Consider the following 16,942-nt stretch of genomic DNA (forward strand, 5'->3'; position numbering starts at 1 on the left):
CGAATCCTGATCCGCATTCCGATTCGGACAAAATTTAATAGGTGATTATCGCATGTCTCGGAATCAGAGTCATGGGCTTAATTTCATATCAGCGATAATATTTCGGCGCTGATGGCCGCGATCTTCATATGACGTGAATAAAAAGTAATGGAATCCCGCTCCGCGTGTCTTCACCCCGGCGCGTGCACCTTATGCGCGGCCAGCTCTTCGAGTGCTTCCAGCATCGCCGCATGGTCGCGGTCGGCGCCACCATGCGCCACCACCGCCGAGAAAAGCTGCTGCGCACTCGCCGTATTGGGGAGGGCAAGGCCGAGCTGACGCGCCGCCGAGAGCGCGAGGTTGAGATCCTTCTGATGCAGGCGGACGCGAAAGCCCGGAGCGAAGCTGTGATCGAGCATCCTCTGGCCATGCACTTCGAGCACCCGCGAGGCCGCGAAACCGCCGAGCAGGGCGGCGCGGACGCGCGCGGGATCGGCGCCGGCACGCGAGGCGAAGAGCAACGCCTCCGCCACCGCCTCGATATTGAGCGCGACCACGATCTGGTTGGCGACCTTGCAGATCTGGCCCGCGCCATTCTCGGCCCCGATATGGGTGATACTCTTGCCCATGGCGGCAAATAGGGGCTCTGCGCGCCGGAAAGCCGCCTCCGGCCCGCCGACCATGATGGTGAGCGTTGCTTGCTTGGCGCCGACCTCGCCGCCCGAGACCGGCGCGTCGAGATAGTGGCAGCCAAGGCCCGCGATGCGTTCGGCGAAGCGCTTGGTCGCGAGCGGGTCGATCGAGGACATGTCGATCACCAGCTTGCCCGCCGATAGCCCATCCGCGACGCCGTTTGCGCCAAACAGCACCTGCTCGACATCGGGGGTGTCGGGCAGCATCAGGATCACCACCTCGGCGGCGCGCGCGACCGCCGTCGCATCGGCGAGCACGGTTGCCGCCGCGCGGATTTCCGCCGTCAGGCTCGCGCGTTCGGGAACCAGGATCTCGTGGCCGGCCTTCTTGAGATTGAGCGCCATCGGGCGCCCCATGATGCCAAGGCCGATGAAACCGATCTGCATGGTCTTTTCCTTCCGTTACGTGCCGCGCTCAAACGCCATAGCGCCGGCGCCAGGCGAGCCCGGCATTGGTGTCGCCGGCCGGGCGGTATTCGCAGCCGACCCAGCCCTGATAGCCGAGCGCGTCGATGCGCGCGAAAACATACTCCCAGCCGATTTCACCGCTTCCCGGCTCATGGCGGTCAGGGACGTCGGCGATCTGCATATGCGCGATCAGCGGCATGAGACGCGCCATCCGCCGTGTCACGTCACCCTCGGTGATCTGGCAGTGATAGAGGTCGAATTGCAGGCCGAGGCGCTCGCGCCCGAGCGCTTCGATGAGGTCGGCGGCTTGGTCGGTGGTATTGAGGAAATAGCCCGGCATGTCGCGGTGATTGATCGGCTCGATCAGCAATCTGACCCCGGCTGCCTGCGCCTCTTCTGCCGCCCAGGCAAGGTTGGTCGCATAGACCGCAGCCAGCGTCACCGGCGAAAGCCCAGCGGGCGCGAGTCCGGCCATGCAATGCACCTGTCGGCAGCCGAGCGCTTGCGCATAGGCGAGGGCGCGGCGGATCCCGGCGCGGAATTCCGCTTCGCGGCCGGGAAGGCAGGCGATGCCGCGCTCCCCCGCCGACCAATCCCCAGGCGGGGCGTTGAACAGCACCTGGGTCAGGCCCGCCGCGTCGAGGGCGGCGCGCAGCGTCGCCGGATCGTGGTCATAGGGAAACAGATATTCGACGGCGGTGAAGCCGGCGGCGGCGGCGGCGGCGAAACGTTCGAGGAACGGCACCTCGTTGAACATCATCGAGAGATTGGCGCAGAAACGCGGCATGTTTTCCTCCCCTCGGCGTGCTGGTCGGCGCGCCGGTCTCTCATCTTCATGGCCGCGAGGTTAACCGGGCGCGGCGGCGTTGACCAGATGGCCGCCGCCGCGCGCCCTCAGTGATCGGCCTCGTCGCCGTCGGGCTCGACCTCGATATCGGCGTCGAGCGTGTCGGCATCGTCTTCGAGATCGGCGGTGTCTTCGATCACGTCCGCGTCCTCGACCACCTCGATATCGACGAGATCGGCATCCTCGAGCTCCGGCGCCACTGCTTTCTTCGGCCGCTTATCCTCGACCACGGCGGTGGGCGGGCGGCGGAGACGGGGCTGCTCGGGCGGCTGCTCGGCGCCGCATTTCGGGCAGATCGCCGGCTGTTTCAGGAGATCATAGAACCGGGTGCCGCATTGGACGCAGGTGCGCTTGCTGCCGAGTTCGGGCTTCGCCATCGGGGGCCTCGTTAAAACGCCAATTGGCAAACAACACCGCCAATTGGAACATGCCAGTCGGGCGCGCCCCATGCCATTCCCCCGCGCCTCTGTCAAACCCCTGAGCGCCGTGCTATCGCGCCGGCGGCGATGGCGGTGTCGGCAGGGAGAAAAGGCAGTGGGCGAGCGGCCTGAGGCGGGAATGGTATCGCGGCGCCCGGCGCGCGGGCTCGCCGGGGTGGCGCGCGTGCCGGGGGACAAATCGATCAGCCATCGGGCGCTGATGCTCGGCGCGCTCGCGCTCGGCGAGAGCCGGATCACCGGCCTGCTCGAAGGGGAAGACGTGCTGCGGACGGCGGCGGCGATGCGGGCGTTGGGCGCTGCCGTGACGCGCGAGGGGGATGGCGACTGGCGCGTCGCCGGGCGCGGGGTTGGCGGCATCGTCGAGCCCGAAGATGTGCTGGACATGGGCAATTCCGGCACCGCGGCGCGGCTCCTCGCCGGCATTCTCGCAAGCCACCCGATTTTTTCGGTGCTCACCGGCGATGCCAGCCTCCGCCGCCGGCCGATGCGCCGGGTGATGACACCGCTCGCCGCCTCTGGTGCGACATTTTCCGCCCGCGCCGGCGGCAGGATGCCGCTCGCGATCGCCGGCACCGGCGCGGCGCTGCCGATCACCTACCGCCTGCCGGTGGCCTCGGCGCAGGTGAAATCGGCGATTTTGCTCGCCGGCCTCAACGCCCGCGGGATCACCCGCGTCGAGGAGCCGGTGGCAACACGCGATCACTCGGAAAACATGCTGCGCCATTTCGGGGCCAGCGTTTCGGTGAGCGATGACGGGGAGGGGCGGGTGATCGAACTCGCCGGCCTGCCGGAATTGCGTTGCGCCGACATCGCCGTGCCGGGCGATCCTTCCTCGGCGGCATTCCCGCTGGTTGCCGCGCTTCTCGTGCCCGATTCGGCGATCACGCTGCCGGGGATCGGCCTCAATCCGCTGCGCACTGGCCTTTTTGCGACGCTCGCGGAAATGGGGGCGGGCATCGTGATCGAAAATCGCCGGATCAGCGGCGGTGAGCCGGTCGGCGATCTCGCCGTCCGCCACGCGGCGCTCCGGGGCGTCGATGTGCCGGCGGCGCGCGCCCCGAGCATGATCGACGAATATCCTATCCTCGCCGTCGCCGCCGCGTGCGCGCGCGGCACGACGCGGCTCCGTGGGCTCGCTGAATTGCGCGTGAAAGAGAGCGACCGGCTTGCCGCAACGGCGGCACTGCTCGCTGGCAATGGCGTTCGGGTCGCGATCGAGGATGACGATCTCATCATCCACGGCGCCGGCGCGCCGACGCCGGGGGGCGGGATGGTCGCGACCGGGATGGATCACCGCATCGCGATGAGCGCGCTGGTGCTCGGGCTCGCGAGCGTCGCGCCGGTTGCGATCGACGATGCCCGTTTCATCGAAACCAGCTTCCCCGGGTTTGCCCACCTGATGAACGGGCTCGGGGCGGCGATGGCGCCGGCATGATGGCGCCACCGCTCACCATTGCGATCGACGGGCCGGCGGCGGCGGGGAAGGGGACGCTCGCCCGCCGCCTCGCCGCCCATTTCAACCTTCCCTATCTCGATACCGGGCTGCTTTATCGCGCCGTCGGCCGGCGCGTGCTCGACCATGGCGGCGATCCCGCCGATCCGGCGCAAGCAGCGCAGGCGGCGCGCGCGCTCACCCCCGCCGACCTCACGCGCGACGATCTCCGCACCCAAGCGGTCGACCGCGCGGCGAGCGCGGTTGCCGGCCAGGCCGCGGTGCGCGCAGCCCTCCTCGACTTTCAGCGCCAGTTTGCGCGCACCCAAGGGGCGGTGCTGGATGGGCGCGATATCGGCACGGTGGTTCTGCCCGACGCGACGGCGAAGCTGTTCGTCACCGCCTCGCTCGCCGCGCGCGCTGAGCGGCGTTGGCGCGAGCGTGGCGCCGTGCTCGGCGCGCTCGCGCAGGTGACGGCGGATTTGGCGGCGCGCGATGCCGAAGACGCGGCGCGCACGATCGCCCCGCTTCGCCCGGCGGCGGATGCGGTCACGCTCGATACCACCGCCCTTGACGCCGAGGCCGCGTTTCAGGCGGCGCTCGCCCTGGTCGCTGCCGCCATCGGCGCGCGCGCATCGCCTTCGTGACCGACGATCACGAGGAAAACCGGCTTGCCGGCGCGGGTTTTACTTGACTCGCGAAGGGTATGGCGTATCTGTCCGCAACGCCACGCGGCCGGTCCCCCGGCGGCGTGGCGCGCTGCCGCTTCCGTTCATTCAGGTGTTTCATCGGCCCCTGCGACCTGCACGGGCAAGACGTGTCCGCGACCCGGACGCGCAAACCAGGACCGGGTGGCTTTGGCCAGCCCGCGCCACATAAGGATCGACCCATTCCGATGGCTGCCACTGCGTCTGCTACCGCCGCGCCCGGCCGCGATGCCGGGGGCGAGGATTTCGCCGCCATGCTCGACCAAACCCTCGGCCGCGATGCCGGCTTCGAGGGGTCGGTCATCACCGGCCACGTGCTGCGCCTGACCGATGAATTCGCGATCGTCGATGTCGGCCTCAAAAGCGAAGGCCGGGTGCCGCTCAAGGAATTCGCCCCGCCCGGGATGGCCCCGGAGGTCAAACCCGGCGACAGCGTCGAGCTGTTCGTCGAGCGCTACGAGGATCGCGACGGCGCCATCGTGCTCTCGCGCGAGAAGGCGCGGCGCGAGGAATCCTGGACCAATATCGAAAAGGCCTTCGCCGCCAACCAGCGCGTGACCGGCACCATCTATGGCCGTGTCAAGGGCGGCTTTACCGTCGATCTCGGCGGCGCCGTCGCCTTCCTGCCGGGAAGCCAGGTCGATATCCGCCCGGTGCGTGACGTAACGCCGCTGATGGGAACGCCGCAGCCCTTCCAAATCCTGAAAATGGACCGCGCGCGCGGCAATATCGTCGTCTCGCGCCGCGCCGTGCTCGAGGAGACCCGCGCCGAGCAGCGGACCGAGCTGATCCAGGGCCTCAAGGAAGGCATGATCATCGACGGCGTGGTGAAAAACATCACCGATTACGGCGCCTTCGTCGATTTGGGCGGCGTCGATGGCCTGCTCCATGTCACCGACATCGCCTGGCGGCGGATCAACCATCCCGCCGAGGCGCTGCAGATCGGCCAGCCGGTGCGCGTGCAGGTGATCCGCTTCAACCCCGAAACCCAGCGCATCAGCCTTGGCATGAAGCAGCTCGAGGCCGACCCGTGGGAGGGGATTGCGGCGAAATACCCGCCGGGGACGAAATTCACCGGCCGTGTCACCAACATCACCGATTATGGTGCGTTCGTCGAACTCGAGCCCGGGGTCGAGGGATTGGTGCATGTCTCGGAAATGTCGTGGACGAAAAAGAACGTCCATCCCGGCAAGATCGTCGCGACCAGCCAGGAAGTCGAGGTCATGGTGCTCGACGTCGATGCCGGCAAGCGGCGCATTTCGCTCGGCCTGAAGCAGGTCCAGGGCAATCCCTGGGAGGTCTTCCTCGATCAGCATCCGATCGGCTCGACGATCGAGGGCGAGATCCGCAACATCACCGAATTCGGCCTCTTCATCGGTCTCACCGCCGATCTCGATGGCATGGTGCACATGTCCGACATCTCCTGGGACGAGCCCGGCGAGGTCGCGATCACGAAATATAACAAGGGCGACATCGTGCGCGCCAAGGTGCTCGACGTCGATGTCGAGAAGGAACGCATCAGCCTCGGGATCAAGCAGTTGCAGGTCGATCCGGCGGCGGATGTGCTCGATCGCATCCACAAGGGCGACATCGTCACCTGCGTCGTGACGGCGGTGCAGTCGAACGGCATCGAGGTCAAGGTCGACGACGTTCTCGGCGGTTTCATCCGCCGCGCCGAACTCGCCCGCGACAAGGCCGATCAGCGCGCCGAGCGCTTCGCGGTCGGCGAAAAGCTCGACGCCAAGGTGACGGCGGTCGATCGCGCCGCGCGCAAGCTCAGCCTCACCATCAAGGGCAAGGAAGTGGACGAGGAGAAGCAGGCGATGGCCGATTTCGGCTCCTCCGATTCCGGCGCGTCCCTCGGTGACATCCTGGGTGCGGCGATCCGCCGGCGTAACCAGCAGGCGCAGCAGGAGACCGAGTAAGCGAAGCGCGGCGCGCGGCGATGAGCCTCGAGGCCGATCTTCTGCTCGATCGGCGGCGCCTCAAGCGCCGCCTCGCGGTGTGGCGGATCGTCGCGGTGCTCGCGCTTGTCGCAGCACTCGCCGCGGGGTTGGGCGGGAGCGGTGGCGTCGTGCCCGGCCGCCCCCACGTCGCCCGGCTGCTGGTGCGTGGGCTGATCACCGAGGATCGCACCTTGACCCGCGCCGTCAGCGCGCTGGCCACCGATCCATCGGTCGCGGCGCTGGTGGTCGAGATCGACAGCCCCGGCGGCTCGGTCGCCGGTGGCGAGAGCCTGCACGACGCCATCGCCCGGGTTGCGGCAAAAAAGCCGGTGGTCGCGGTGATGGACGGGGTCGCCGCCTCGGCGGGCTACATGATCGCGGTGCCGGCGGCGCGGATTTTCTGCAGCCCGGCGACGCTCACCGGCTCGATCGGCGTCTTGCTCGAAACCGGTGACGTTTCCGGCCTGCTCGCCAAGCTCGGGGTCAATGCCGATGCCATCGTCTCCGGCCCGCTCAAGGACCAGCCGAGCTTCACCAAGCCGCTCTCGCCAGAGGGGCGGGTTGCGATGCAATCGCTGGTGATGGATATGTATGAGCAGTTCGTCGCCATGGTTGCCGAGGGGCGGCATATGGACGTGGCGCGGGTGCGCGCTCTTGCCGATGGCCGCGCCTATACCGGGCATCAGGCGCTGCCGCTCGGCCTCGTCGATGAATTTGGCGGCGAGAGCGAGGCGCGGGCGTGGCTCGCGAAAAGCCGCGCGGTGCCGGAAACCCTCCCGGTGAGTGACATCGAAACCCGCAGCCTGGCCGAGCGGGTGCTCGGCGGCAATTTCGGCGGGATGCTCTCCATTCCACTGAAAATCTTGTTTTCACAACAGGTTATGCTTGACGGCGGATGGGCACTCTGGCAGCCTTCCGGCGAGTGAGGGGCCGCGTGGCATCCTTGGCTGGCGTGGTATCTGGGGGTGAGGATAGAGACCATGACGAAATCCGAACTGATCGCTGAGCTCGCGGCCGCCAATCCGCATCTTTACGCGAGCGATGTCGAGAAAATCGTCAACACGATTTTCGCGGAAATCGCCAATGCTTTGGCGCAGGGCGCGCGCGTTGAGCTGCGTGGCTTCGGCGCTTTCACCGTCAAGCATCGCGAGGCCCGCACCGGGCGCAATCCGCGCACCGGCACGTTGGTCGAGGTCGAGGAGAAGGGCGTTCCTTTCTTCAAGGCCGGCAAGGAGCTGCGCGAGCGCGTCAATCAGGGCAGTGCGGCGGCGGCTTCCTGATCGGGCTGCCGATGCTCCGTTTTTTCCTCCTTCTGCCGCTTTTGCTGCTCATTGTGTTGTTCGTGCTCTCGAACACCGCGCCGGTGGCGCTGCGCCTGTGGCCGACGGGATGGAGCCTGCAAGCGCCGCTGGCGCTTGCCGTGCTTGGCGCGATGGCGATCGCGTTTTTGCTCGGGGCGTTGTTCACCTGGCTGCCGGCGCTCGGCGCGCGGCGCCGGGCGCGGCGGGCGGAAGCGCGGGTTGCGGCGCTCGAGCAGGAGATCGCGACGCTCAAGGCGCGGCCCGGCGACAGCCCGACCCTGCTGCCGCCTGCCGGCTGATCGCGATGGCCGGCGCCGTGCGGGTCAAAATTTGCGGCATCAATTGCGAAGCCGCTTTCGATGCCGCGGTTGCCGCCGGCGCCGATTGGCTCGGCTTCGTTTTCTTCCCACCCTCGCCGCGCGCGGTCAGCGCCGAGCGCGCAGCGAAACTCTCGGCGCGGGAGAAAGCCGGGCCGCCACGGGTCGGGTTGTTCGTCAACCCTTCTTTTGCCGAGATCGCCGCGGTGCTCGCCGTGATCCCGCTCGATATCCTGCAAATCCACGGCCCGGCGGCGATGGCGGCGGCGATCCGCGCGGAATTCGGCCGCCCGGTCTGGCGCGCGGTCGGCATCGCGACGGCGGCCGATCTCCCCTCCGATCCCGAAAGCGCCGATGCCCTGCTGTTGGATGCGAGCCCGCCGCGCGGCGCGACCCGCCCGGGCGGCAATGCGGTTGCTTTCGACTGGCGTTTGCTGCGGGATTGGCACCCGCCGGCGCCCTGGCTGCTCGCCGGTGGCCTGACCCCGGAGAATGTCGCCGCGGCGATCGCGATGACCGGCGCGCCGGCGGTTGATGTCTCCTCCGGCGTCGAACGACGGCCGGGCGAGAAGGATCCAGCCTTGATCCGCGCCTTCATCGCCGCCGCGCATGGCGAAAGTCGCAGGTAAAGCCTTCTTTTAACTTCCGAAAAAGAAGCAAAAAGACTTTTTCCCCGTTCTCTTGCGGAAGCGGCGCCGATGGCACTGCGTCACGGGATAAAAGTTTTTTGGTTCTTTTTTTTCAAAAAAGAACGAAACTTTCTTTCACTCTCGAAACTCGCTGAGCCGATACCCCTGCGCGAACAGGGCGGCGCGGAGGGTGCCGTGGGTGATGCGCGCGCGCGCCGCGTCCGCCACCACGGGTTTGGCGCGAAACGCGATGCCGAGCCCGGCGGTTGCCAGCATGGCGAGATCGTTGGCGCCGTCGCCGATCGCCATCGTCTCGGCGAGCGGGATGGCGTGACGCTGCGCGAGTTCGCGGAGGATGCGCTCCTTCGCGTTGCGGTCGAGCACCGGCTCGGCGACCGTGCCGGTGAGCACCTGTCCGTCGTCTTGGAGGCGGTTGGCGAAATGGGCGGCAAATCCGAGATCCGCGGCGATGCGGGCGGTGAAGAAGGTGAACCCACCGGAGATGAGCGCGGTGACGGCGCCGTGGGCGCGCATCGTCGCGATCAGTTCGCGCGCGCCCTCGGTCGCGCGAAGCCGGGCGGCGACGCGATCGAGGGCGGTGAGCCTGGTATCGCGCAGCCGCGCGACGCGGTCGCGGAGCGCGGTCGCGAAATCGATCTCGCCTGCCATGCTGCGCGCGGTGATGGCGGCGATTTCGGCGCCGATTCCGGCTTCGGCCGCGAGTTCGTCGATCACCTCGGCGGTGATGATGGTGCTGTCCATGTCGGCGGCCAGCAGACGCTTGCGCCGGCCGGTGCTGGGGAGGCAAAACACATCGATCGGCCGGGCGCCGAGGAGGGCCGCGATCGCCGCCGGCGGCGGTGGCGCGGGGCAGGGGAGATCGACCGCCTCGCCGGGCGAGAGGATTTCCGCCGGCCCGGCGCGGATGGCATCGGCGATTTCGGCGACGGTGGCGGCATCGAGGGTGGTCGCCGCGCGGTCGGCGACGAGGGTGAGGACGTAATTCATGGCGGGCGGACCATGCGGGCGGAATGGCGCCGAGGCAAGGGGCGGGGTGGCGCTGATCGTTGCCGGGCCGACGGCCTCGGGCAAATCGGCGCTGGCTTTGGCGCTCGCTGAGCGGCTCGGTGGTGTTGTCATCAATGCCGATGCGATGCAGCTCTATCGCGATCTCAGGGTTCTGACGGCGCGGCCGTCGGATGCCGACCTCGCCCGCGCGCCGCATGATCTCTATGGCGTGCTCCCGCCTAGTCCGCCGGCGACTGCCGCTTGGTGGCGGGAGGCGGCGCTCTCTGCGCTCGATCACGCGCGCGGAGAGCGGCGCGTTCCCATTCTCTGCGGCGGGAGTGGCCTTTATCTGCAGGCGCTGGTCGGGGGGTTGGCTGCGATCCCGCCGGTCTCCGACGCCGCGCGGGAAGAAGCGCGCGCGCGGCTTGCCGCACTCGGGCCGGCGGCACTCCATGCTGAACTCGCCGCGCGTGACCCCGAAACCGCCGCGCGCCTCCGCCCGCAGGATTCCCAGCGCATCGCGCGCGCGATGGAGGTTTTTCTCGCCACCGGGCGCGGGCTTGCCGCCTGGCAGGCGCAAGCCGCGCCGGCGCCGGCGGGCTGGCGGTTCGCGGCCATTCTGCTCGACCCGCCACGCGAGGGGTTGCGCGAGGCGATCGCGCGGCGGTTTGTGGCGATGCTCGAGGCCGGCGCGCTCGCGGAGGTGCGGGCGTTGCTCGCGCAAAACCTCGATCCCGCCTTGCCGCTGCTTCGTGCGCATGGTGTGCCGGAACTCTCGGCCTATCTTCGCGGCGACATCTCGCTCGCCGAGGCCAGGCGGCGGGCCGAGCTGGTGACCGGGCAATACACCAAGCGCCAGGCGACATGGTTTCGTCACCATCGCTTGAGCCCGGAGATTTATACGATTGATGCGAGAATCGATGATTTCACGCAATTTTCGCAAAGAAGCATGGCTGATCTGCTCAATTTTCTAACCTCCGCCGGGTTGACGCCACAAGCCTCCCCGGCCTAGTGAACCCGCGAGCTGAGAGGTGATGGGCGATGACGACGAATGAGATGCGGCCGGGGGCGGAAGTTTTGTTGCGCGCGCTCAAGGAACAGGGCGTCGAGGTGATTTTCGGCTATCCCGGCGGCGCGGTTTTGCCGATCTATGACGCGATTTTTCAGCAGAACGCCATCCGCCATATCCTCGTCCGCCACGAGCAGGCGGCGGTGCATGCGGCGGAAGGCTATGCGCGCTCGACCGGCAAGGTCGGCGTCGTGCTGGTGACCAGCGGGCCGGGCGCGACCAATGCCGTCACCGGTCTCGTCGACGCGCTGATGGACAGTATCCCGATCGTTTGCCTCACCGGCCAGGTGCCGACCCATCTGATCGGCAACGATGCTTTCCAGGAAGCCGACACCACCGGGATCACCCGGCCGGCGACCAAGCATAACTATCTCGTCAAGAAATCCGAGGATCTCGCGCGTATCGTCCATGAAGCCTTCTATGTCGCGCGCTCGGGCCGGCCGGGGCCGGTGGTGATCGATCTGCCGAAGGATATCGTCATCAACCCCGCCCCTTATGCGCCGGCATCAACCGCGCCGCACCGCAGCTATCGCCCGCGTCTCGACCCCGATATGCGGCAGATCGAGGCGGCGGTTCAGCTTCTCAAAAGCGCGAAACGGCCGATCATCTATACCGGCGGCGGCGTGATCAATGCCGGGCCGGAGGCGGCGGAGATGCTGACCCGGCTGGTGCGCGAAACCGGGTTTCCCTGCACCTCGACGCTGATGGGGCTCGGGGCGTTTCCCGCCTCTGACCCGCTTTTCCTCGGCATGCTCGGGATGCATGGGACGGTTGAGGCTAATCTCGCGATGCATGGCTGCGACGTCATGCTCGCGGTCGGTGCGCGCTTCGATGACCGCGTCACCGGCCGGCTCAACGCCTTCAGCCCGAACGCGCGGAAAATCCATATCGACATCGATCCCGCCAGCATCAACAAGAACGTCGCGGTCGAGGTTGCCATCGTCGCTGATGCCGGGCGCGCGCTCGCCGCTCTGCTCGCCGCTTGGAAACAGGATAAGACGCCGCCCGATCGCGCCGCGCTCGCCGCCTGGTGGCGCGAGATCGAGACCTGGCGAGAGCGCGATTGCCTGCGTTACACCCAGGCGACGGCGCCGGGGGCGATCATCAAGCCGCAACACGCGATCCGCAGGCTCTACGAAATCACCAAGGAGTCGGGGCGCGAGACCTTCATCACGACCGAGGTCGGCCAGCATCAGATGTGGGCGGCGCAGCATTTCCGCTTCGAGCGCCCCAATCACTGGATGACCTCGGGCGGGCTCGGCACCATGGGCTATGGCCTGCCGGCGGCAATGGGCGTCCAAATCGCGCATCCCGACGCGCTGGTGATCGATATCGCCGGCGAGGCGTCGATTCTGATGAATATCCAGGAGATGAGCACGCTCGCGCAGTATCGCCTGCCGGTAAAAATCTTCATTCTCAACAATCAATACATGGGCATGGTGCGGCAATGGCAGGAATTGCTGCATGGCGGCCGCTATGCCGAGAGCTATACCGCGGCGTTGCCGGATTTCGTTCGTCTCGCCGAGAGTTTTCATGCCGTCGGCCTCCGCGCCCGGACGATCGAGGAGCTTGACCCGGTCATCCACGAGATGCTCGCCAGCGATCGCGCGGTGATCGCCGATATCGCCGTCGATCAGGCGGAAAATTGCTTTCCGATGATCCCCTCGGGGGCGGCGCATAATGAAATGATCCTCGGCCCCGAGCATGAGAGCGAGGCGGCCGGCATCACCGATGAAGGGCTGGTGCTGGTGTGATGGCGAACGGCAATGGCATGCGCACCGCGACGATCTCGGTCCTGGTCGATAACGAGGCCGGGGTGCTCGCCCGCGTGATTGGGCTTTTTTCCGGCCGTGGCTATAATATCGACAGCCTGACGGTGGCGCCGGTCGAGGATGGGCGCGGGCGTTCGCGCATCAATGTCGTGACCTCGGGGACTGAAATGGTGATCGAGCAGATCAAGGCGCAGCTCGACCGCTTGGTGCCGGTCCATCGTGTCGCCGATCTCTCGAAGGAGGGGCCGCATCTCGCGCGCGAAATGGCGCTGATCAAGATCCTCTGCGCTGGCGAGAAGCGGGCCGAGGCGCTGCGCCTTGCCGATGCGTTCCGGGCCCGCGTCGTCGATGCGACGACCGAGAGCTTCGTGTTCGAAATGACCGGCAATCCCGACAAACTCGATGCGTTTCTCGAGCTGATGCGCCCGCTGGGCTTGGCCGAGGTTTCACGCACCGGGGTCGCCGCGATCGCGCGCGGGGCGCACGTGATTTGATGGCGATGCCTCCCGCGCCTCGCCTGCCGACGCCGGCACAAAATCACGTTCTCGATGTCTATTTTCGTCTCTACCAGAGCCATACGACCATGATGATGCACCAAGAACGCTCGCAATATGTCTTGATGCGGGCGTTTTTCCAAATCATCACCGTGGTTTTCGTTGTCGAGCATTTGCCGCTTCAGATGATCAGAGACCAGAGCATCGTCATGCTCTTGAGTTTTTTCATCAAGATGTCGCTGTTTCTGACCAGCTACACGATGTTACGCAAGGCGCATCGCGCCAATTTTCACGAAACGATCGCCGGGGTTTACCTCCGAAAAATCACGGAATTTTTGAAAAGCGAGGATAACGAGATCGATCCCTACGTGACAGAGCGTAAAACAGAAGATAAATACCGGCTAATCAACTATCTGATTTTTCCGCAGATCAATCGCATGGCGGTCGGCATCACGTTCCTGCTGTTCAGCTTTGCTATCGCCGCTTTCGTGACCATAAAATAGGGGTAAGACATGCGCGTTTACTACGACCGCGATGCGGACGTGAATTTGATCAAGGCGAAGAAGGTCGCCGTGATCGGCTATGGCAGCCAGGGCCATGCCCACGCCAACAATCTCAAGGATTCTGGTGTAAAGGACATCGTCGTCGGGCTTCGCGCCGGCTCGGCGGGGGTCGCCAAGGCGGAAACGGCGGGGCTTCGCGTCCTTGCCCCGGCGGAGGCGGCGAAATGGGCCGACGTGGTGATGGTGCTGACCCCGGATGAGGGGCAGGGCGATCTCTACCGCGATCATCTCGCGGCCAATATGAAGCCGGGGGCGGCGATCGCCTTCGCCCATGGCCTCAACATCCATTTCAACCTGATCGAGCCGCGCGCCGATATCGACGTTTTCATGATCGCGCCGAAAGGCCCCGGCCATACCGTGCGTTCGGAGTATCAGCGCGGCGGCGGGGTGCCGTGCCTGGTCGCGGTCGCGCAGAACCCTTCCGGCAACGCGCTCGAGATCGCGCTTTCTTACGCCTCGGCGATCGGCGGTGGTCGCGCCGGGATCATCGAGACGACGTTCAAGGAAGAATGCGAGACCGATCTCTTCGGCGAGCAGGTGGTGCTGTGCGGCGGTCTCGTCGAACTCATCAAGGGCGGCTTCGAGACCCTGGTCGAGGCTGGATATGCGCCGGAAATGGCGTATTTCGAGTGTCTCCATGAGGTCAAGCTGATCGTCGATCTGATCTATGAGGGCGGCATCGCCAACATGAACTATTCGATCAGCAACACCGCCGAATATGGCGAATATGTCAGCGGCCCGCGCATCATCACCGCCGAGACCAAGGCGGAGATGAAGCGGGTTCTGGGCGATATCCAATCCGGCAAGTTCACCCGCGATTGGATGCTGGAAAACCGCGTCAATCAGACCAGCTTCAAGGCGATGCGCCGGCGCGTGGGCGAGCACCCGGTGGAACAGGTCGGCGAGAAGCTCCGGGCGATGATGCCGTGGATCGCGAAAAACGCGCTGGTCGATAAGACCCGGAACTGAACGAACGCCCGGCTTTAGCGCGCGATCGGTTTAAGTCGATCACGCTCTACCCCTATTTTGGCGAGCAAGTTGGCCGGTTTTGATTGAACAGGATGGTTCAATCAAAACCTACCTTGCTCTAGCGCGCGGCACGCGTCGCACAGAGTTCGGCGATGGCGGCGGCGTCGGCGCGGAGGGCGGCGGATTTTTGCTCCTTGGCAAAGGTCTCGGCGAGGTTTTCGGCGACGTTGAGGTCTTTCTGGGTCGCGCGTAGCCTGGCCTCGGCGTGAGCGAGGGCGGCATCGGTCTCGCTTGCGAGCTGCGTGAGCCGCGCCGCCGCTTCCTTCAGCATCTCCCGCCAACCCGGGCTCGCCGGCGCCGAGGCCGCGGCCGCGCTTGCCTTCCGCTCCGCGAGGTAGCGGGCGAGATCCGCGACCTGCCTTCGCCGATGGCGTTGCCACTCGGCCTCGCGCGCTGCCGTCTGCTGCGCCATTTCGCGCGCCAGCGTCAAGGTTTCGATGGTGCCGCGGTTCAGGATGCCGTGTCGGGTCATTCCGTTCTCTCGCCTGGTCTTGCGCGCAGCATCGCCGAAAATAGTTAACCGAAGATGGCCGCTTGTCGCGCCGCCGGAGAGCGCTTATTGCATCGCCGCATGCGCCGTATTCTTCCGATCGCCGTCCTTCTTCTCCCGCTCGCCGCCGCCGCCGCCGAACCGGCAGCCAAGCGCCCGCCGGACCGCGCCGATACGCCGCAACCGCTCGGCACCTTCGAGGCGTGGACGGCAGCGACCCATCACGAAGCCGATCAGCTCGTCTGCTACGCCTTCACCCGGGTGCGCAGCTCGTCGACGAAGATCGCCGGCCGCGGCGATGTTATCCTTTCGGTGACCGAGCGCCCCTCCGGGCGTGACGCGGTCGCGCTCAGCGCGGGCTACACCTACCCCCCCGGCGCCGAGGTTCGCCTGCAAGTGGAGAAGGCGAGTTTTCCCCTCTATACCGCGCAGCGCTCGGCGTTCGCGCGTGACGGTCATGCCGTCGTCGCCGCCCTTCTCAAAACCCATGCGCGCGAGATCCAGACCCATGCGCCGGCGCTGCGCCATTTGCAGGTGACCGATCAGTTTAGCCTGCGTGGCTTCGCGCAGGCTTATGCTGCGATCACCAAGGCGTGTCCGGCAAAATGAGCGTGGGCGCCGATCTTGCTCTGCGTGAGGATGAGCGGGCGCGCATCCTCGCCAAGGCGGCGCTTTTTTCCCCGCCCAGCGCCGAGCTTGCCGACGGACGGCGCGATCTGATCGGGCTTTCGCGCGAGGATCTGGCGGCGGCGTTGACCGAGCTCGATCTGCCGGCGTTTCGGGTCAAGCAGGTCTGGCATTGGATCTATCATCAAGGGGTGCGCGATTTTTCGCGGATGTCGTCGATCGCGCGCCCGCTGCAGGAGCGGCTGGCCGAGCGCTTCGTGATCGCGCGGCCCGAGGTCGCGCGGCGCCACAAGAGCAATGATGATTCGGAGAAATTCCTCTTTCGTCTGCGCGATGCGGCTTCGGTGGAGACGGTCTATATTCCCGATCCTGTCGAGGATCGCGGCGCCGTCTGTCTCTCGTCGCAGGTCGGCTGCACACTCTCCTGCCGATTTTGCCACACCGGGACGCAGCGGCTCGAGCGCAATCTTTCGGCAGCCGAGATCGTCGGCCAGTTCATGGCGCTGCGCGACGCCTATGGCGAATGGCCGAGCCCGAAAGGGGAGACGCCGCGCCTGCTCTCCACCATCGTGCTGATGGGGATGGGCGAGCCGCTCTACAATTATGAGAACGTCGCGCGCGCCATGACCATCATCATGGACAATGAGGGCATCGCGCTCTCGCGCCGGCGGATCACGCTGTCGACCTCGGGCGTGGTGCCGATGATGGACCGCGCCGGGGCCGAACTCGGGGTCAATCTCGCGGTCTCGCTGCACGCCGTGCGCGACGATCTGCGTGATGAATTGGTGCCGCTCAACCGCAAATACCCGATCGCCGAGCTGATCGCCGCCTGCCGGCGTTATCCCGGTGCCTCGAATGCGCGGCGGATCACCTTCGAATATGTCATGCTGCGCGGCGTCAATGACAGCGAGGCCGACGCGCGTGAACTCGTCCGCCTGATCGCCGGGCTTCCCGCCAAGGTCAATCTCATCCCCTTCAATCCGTGGCCGGGGAGCGCGTTCGCGCCGAGCACGCCGGTCGCGATCCGTCGTTTCGCCGAAATCGTGATGGACGCCGGCTATGCGGCGCCGGTGCGCACGCCGCGCGGGCGCGACATCCTCGCCGCTTGCGGGCAATTGCGGACCGAGGCCGCCGACTAGAGCGCGATCGGTGTAAGTCGATCACGCTCTACACCTATTTTGGCGAGCACGTT

19 protein-coding genes are annotated in these 16,942 nt (G+C 66.4%); 14 read left to right on the top strand and 5 right to left on the bottom strand.

All coding sequences use genetic code 11. The annotated features are described in order from the left end of the window. Window positions 1–170: 170 nt before the first annotated feature. The 3 genes from DEF76_RS04875 to DEF76_RS04885 form a co-directional block, all read right to left on the bottom strand. Complete coding sequence (locus tag DEF76_RS04875) at window positions 171–1,058, bottom strand: 2-hydroxy-3-oxopropionate reductase (RefSeq protein WP_114911359.1); 888 nt, start codon at window positions 1,056–1,058, stop codon at window positions 171–173. Window positions 1,059–1,086: 28 nt separating this feature from the next. Continuing rightward, the gene (gene otnI / locus DEF76_RS04880) at window positions 1,087–1,866 is read right to left on the bottom strand and encodes a 2-oxo-tetronate isomerase (protein WP_114911360.1); all 780 of its coding nucleotides are present in this window, start codon (window positions 1,864–1,866) and stop codon (window positions 1,087–1,089) included. 107 nt (window positions 1,867–1,973) lie between these two features. Next, complete coding sequence (locus tag DEF76_RS04885) at window positions 1,974–2,303, bottom strand: TIGR02300 family protein (RefSeq protein WP_114911361.1); 330 nt, start codon at window positions 2,301–2,303, stop codon at window positions 1,974–1,976. 181 nt (window positions 2,304–2,484) lie between these two features. On the opposite strand from DEF76_RS04885, the gene aroA reads away from it, so the two are divergent. The 7 genes from aroA to DEF76_RS04920 all read left to right on the top strand — a co-directional run bounded on the left by aroA (window position 2,485) and on the right by DEF76_RS04920 (window position 8,698). Further along, window positions 2,485–3,801: a 3-phosphoshikimate 1-carboxyvinyltransferase gene (gene aroA, locus DEF76_RS04890; RefSeq protein ID WP_114913676.1), complete on the top strand. Its 1,317-nt coding sequence runs from the start codon at window positions 2,485–2,487 to the stop codon at window positions 3,799–3,801. Beyond that, on the top strand, window positions 3,801–4,445 hold the full coding sequence (cmk, locus tag DEF76_RS04895; RefSeq protein WP_205216175.1) for a (d)CMP kinase: 645 nt from the start codon (window positions 3,801–3,803) through the stop codon (window positions 4,443–4,445). The genes aroA and cmk overlap by 1 nt, the downstream gene beginning before the upstream one ends. Before the next feature lie 248 nt (window positions 4,446–4,693). After that, window positions 4,694–6,430 carry a 30S ribosomal protein S1 gene (gene rpsA, locus DEF76_RS04900; RefSeq protein WP_114911363.1) on the top strand — a complete coding sequence of 579 codons (1,737 nt, stop codon included), beginning with the start codon at window positions 4,694–4,696 and terminating at the stop codon, window positions 6,428–6,430. Between the two features lie 20 nt (window positions 6,431–6,450). Further along, entirely contained in the window at window positions 6,451–7,377 is a 927-nt protein-coding gene (gene sppA / locus DEF76_RS04905) for a signal peptide peptidase SppA (protein WP_114911364.1), read from the top strand. Between the two features lie 54 nt (window positions 7,378–7,431). After that, on the top strand, window positions 7,432–7,731 hold the full coding sequence (gene ihfB / locus DEF76_RS04910) for an integration host factor subunit beta (protein ID WP_114911365.1): 300 nt from the start codon (window positions 7,432–7,434) through the stop codon (window positions 7,729–7,731). 11 nt (window positions 7,732–7,742) lie between these two features. Further along, window positions 7,743–8,051: a LapA family protein gene (locus DEF76_RS04915; RefSeq protein ID WP_114911366.1), complete on the top strand. Its 309-nt coding sequence runs from the start codon at window positions 7,743–7,745 to the stop codon at window positions 8,049–8,051. Between the two features lie 5 nt (window positions 8,052–8,056). After that, a complete protein-coding gene (locus DEF76_RS04920; protein WP_114911367.1) occupies window positions 8,057–8,698 on the top strand; it encodes a phosphoribosylanthranilate isomerase in 642 nt (213 codons plus the stop codon). A 135-nt stretch (window positions 8,699–8,833) separates the two neighbouring features. On the opposite strand, the gene serB is transcribed toward DEF76_RS04920, so the two are convergent. Next, entirely contained in the window at window positions 8,834–9,706 is an 873-nt protein-coding gene (gene serB, locus DEF76_RS04925; protein ID WP_114911368.1) for a phosphoserine phosphatase SerB, read from the bottom strand. On the opposite strand from serB, the gene miaA reads away from it, so the two are divergent. From miaA to ilvC, 5 genes are read left to right on the top strand one after another with little or no spacing between them, the layout of a single operon-like run. Continuing rightward, a complete protein-coding gene (gene miaA, locus DEF76_RS04930; protein ID WP_114911369.1) occupies window positions 9,705–10,718 on the top strand; it encodes a tRNA (adenosine(37)-N6)-dimethylallyltransferase MiaA in 1,014 nt (337 codons plus the stop codon). The genes serB and miaA overlap by 2 nt on opposite strands. A gap of 29 nt (window positions 10,719–10,747) precedes the next feature. Further along, the gene (locus DEF76_RS04935; protein WP_114911370.1) at window positions 10,748–12,529 is read left to right on the top strand and encodes an acetolactate synthase 3 large subunit; all 1,782 of its coding nucleotides are present in this window, start codon (window positions 10,748–10,750) and stop codon (window positions 12,527–12,529) included. After that, window positions 12,529–13,041: an acetolactate synthase small subunit gene (ilvN, locus tag DEF76_RS04940; protein WP_114911371.1), complete on the top strand. Its 513-nt coding sequence runs from the start codon at window positions 12,529–12,531 to the stop codon at window positions 13,039–13,041. The genes DEF76_RS04935 and ilvN overlap by 1 nt, the downstream gene beginning before the upstream one ends. After that, window positions 13,041–13,544 carry a hypothetical protein gene (locus DEF76_RS04945; RefSeq protein WP_114911372.1) on the top strand — a complete coding sequence of 168 codons (504 nt, stop codon included), beginning with the start codon at window positions 13,041–13,043 and terminating at the stop codon, window positions 13,542–13,544. Before ilvN ends, DEF76_RS04945 begins: the two co-directional genes overlap by 1 nt. 9 nt (window positions 13,545–13,553) lie before the next feature. Then, the gene (ilvC, locus tag DEF76_RS04950) at window positions 13,554–14,573 is read left to right on the top strand and encodes a ketol-acid reductoisomerase (RefSeq protein WP_114911373.1); all 1,020 of its coding nucleotides are present in this window, start codon (window positions 13,554–13,556) and stop codon (window positions 14,571–14,573) included. A gap of 118 nt (window positions 14,574–14,691) precedes the next feature. On the opposite strand, the gene DEF76_RS04955 is transcribed toward ilvC, so the two are convergent. Next, window positions 14,692–15,105 (bottom strand): hypothetical protein, encoded by a 414-nt coding sequence (locus tag DEF76_RS04955; RefSeq protein ID WP_114911374.1) that lies wholly within the window; start codon window positions 15,103–15,105, stop codon window positions 14,692–14,694. A 99-nt stretch (window positions 15,106–15,204) separates the two neighbouring features. Here DEF76_RS04955 and DEF76_RS04960 point away from each other — a divergent pair, with 99 nt between their 5' ends. Then, window positions 15,205–15,732 (top strand): invasion associated locus B family protein, encoded by a 528-nt coding sequence (locus DEF76_RS04960; RefSeq protein ID WP_114911375.1) that lies wholly within the window; start codon window positions 15,205–15,207, stop codon window positions 15,730–15,732. Continuing rightward, window positions 15,729–16,889, top strand: coding sequence for a 23S rRNA (adenine(2503)-C(2))-methyltransferase RlmN (gene rlmN / locus DEF76_RS04965; RefSeq protein ID WP_114911376.1), 1,161 nt, complete (start codon window positions 15,729–15,731; stop codon window positions 16,887–16,889). Before DEF76_RS04960 ends, rlmN begins: the two co-directional genes overlap by 4 nt. Window positions 16,890–16,942: the final 53 nt, after the last annotated feature.

It is taken from the genome of Acidibrevibacterium fodinaquatile, from assembly GCF_003352165.1.
In the GTDB taxonomy this organism is placed as follows: Bacteria; Pseudomonadota; Alphaproteobacteria; order Acetobacterales; family Acetobacteraceae; genus Acidibrevibacterium; species Acidibrevibacterium fodinaquatile.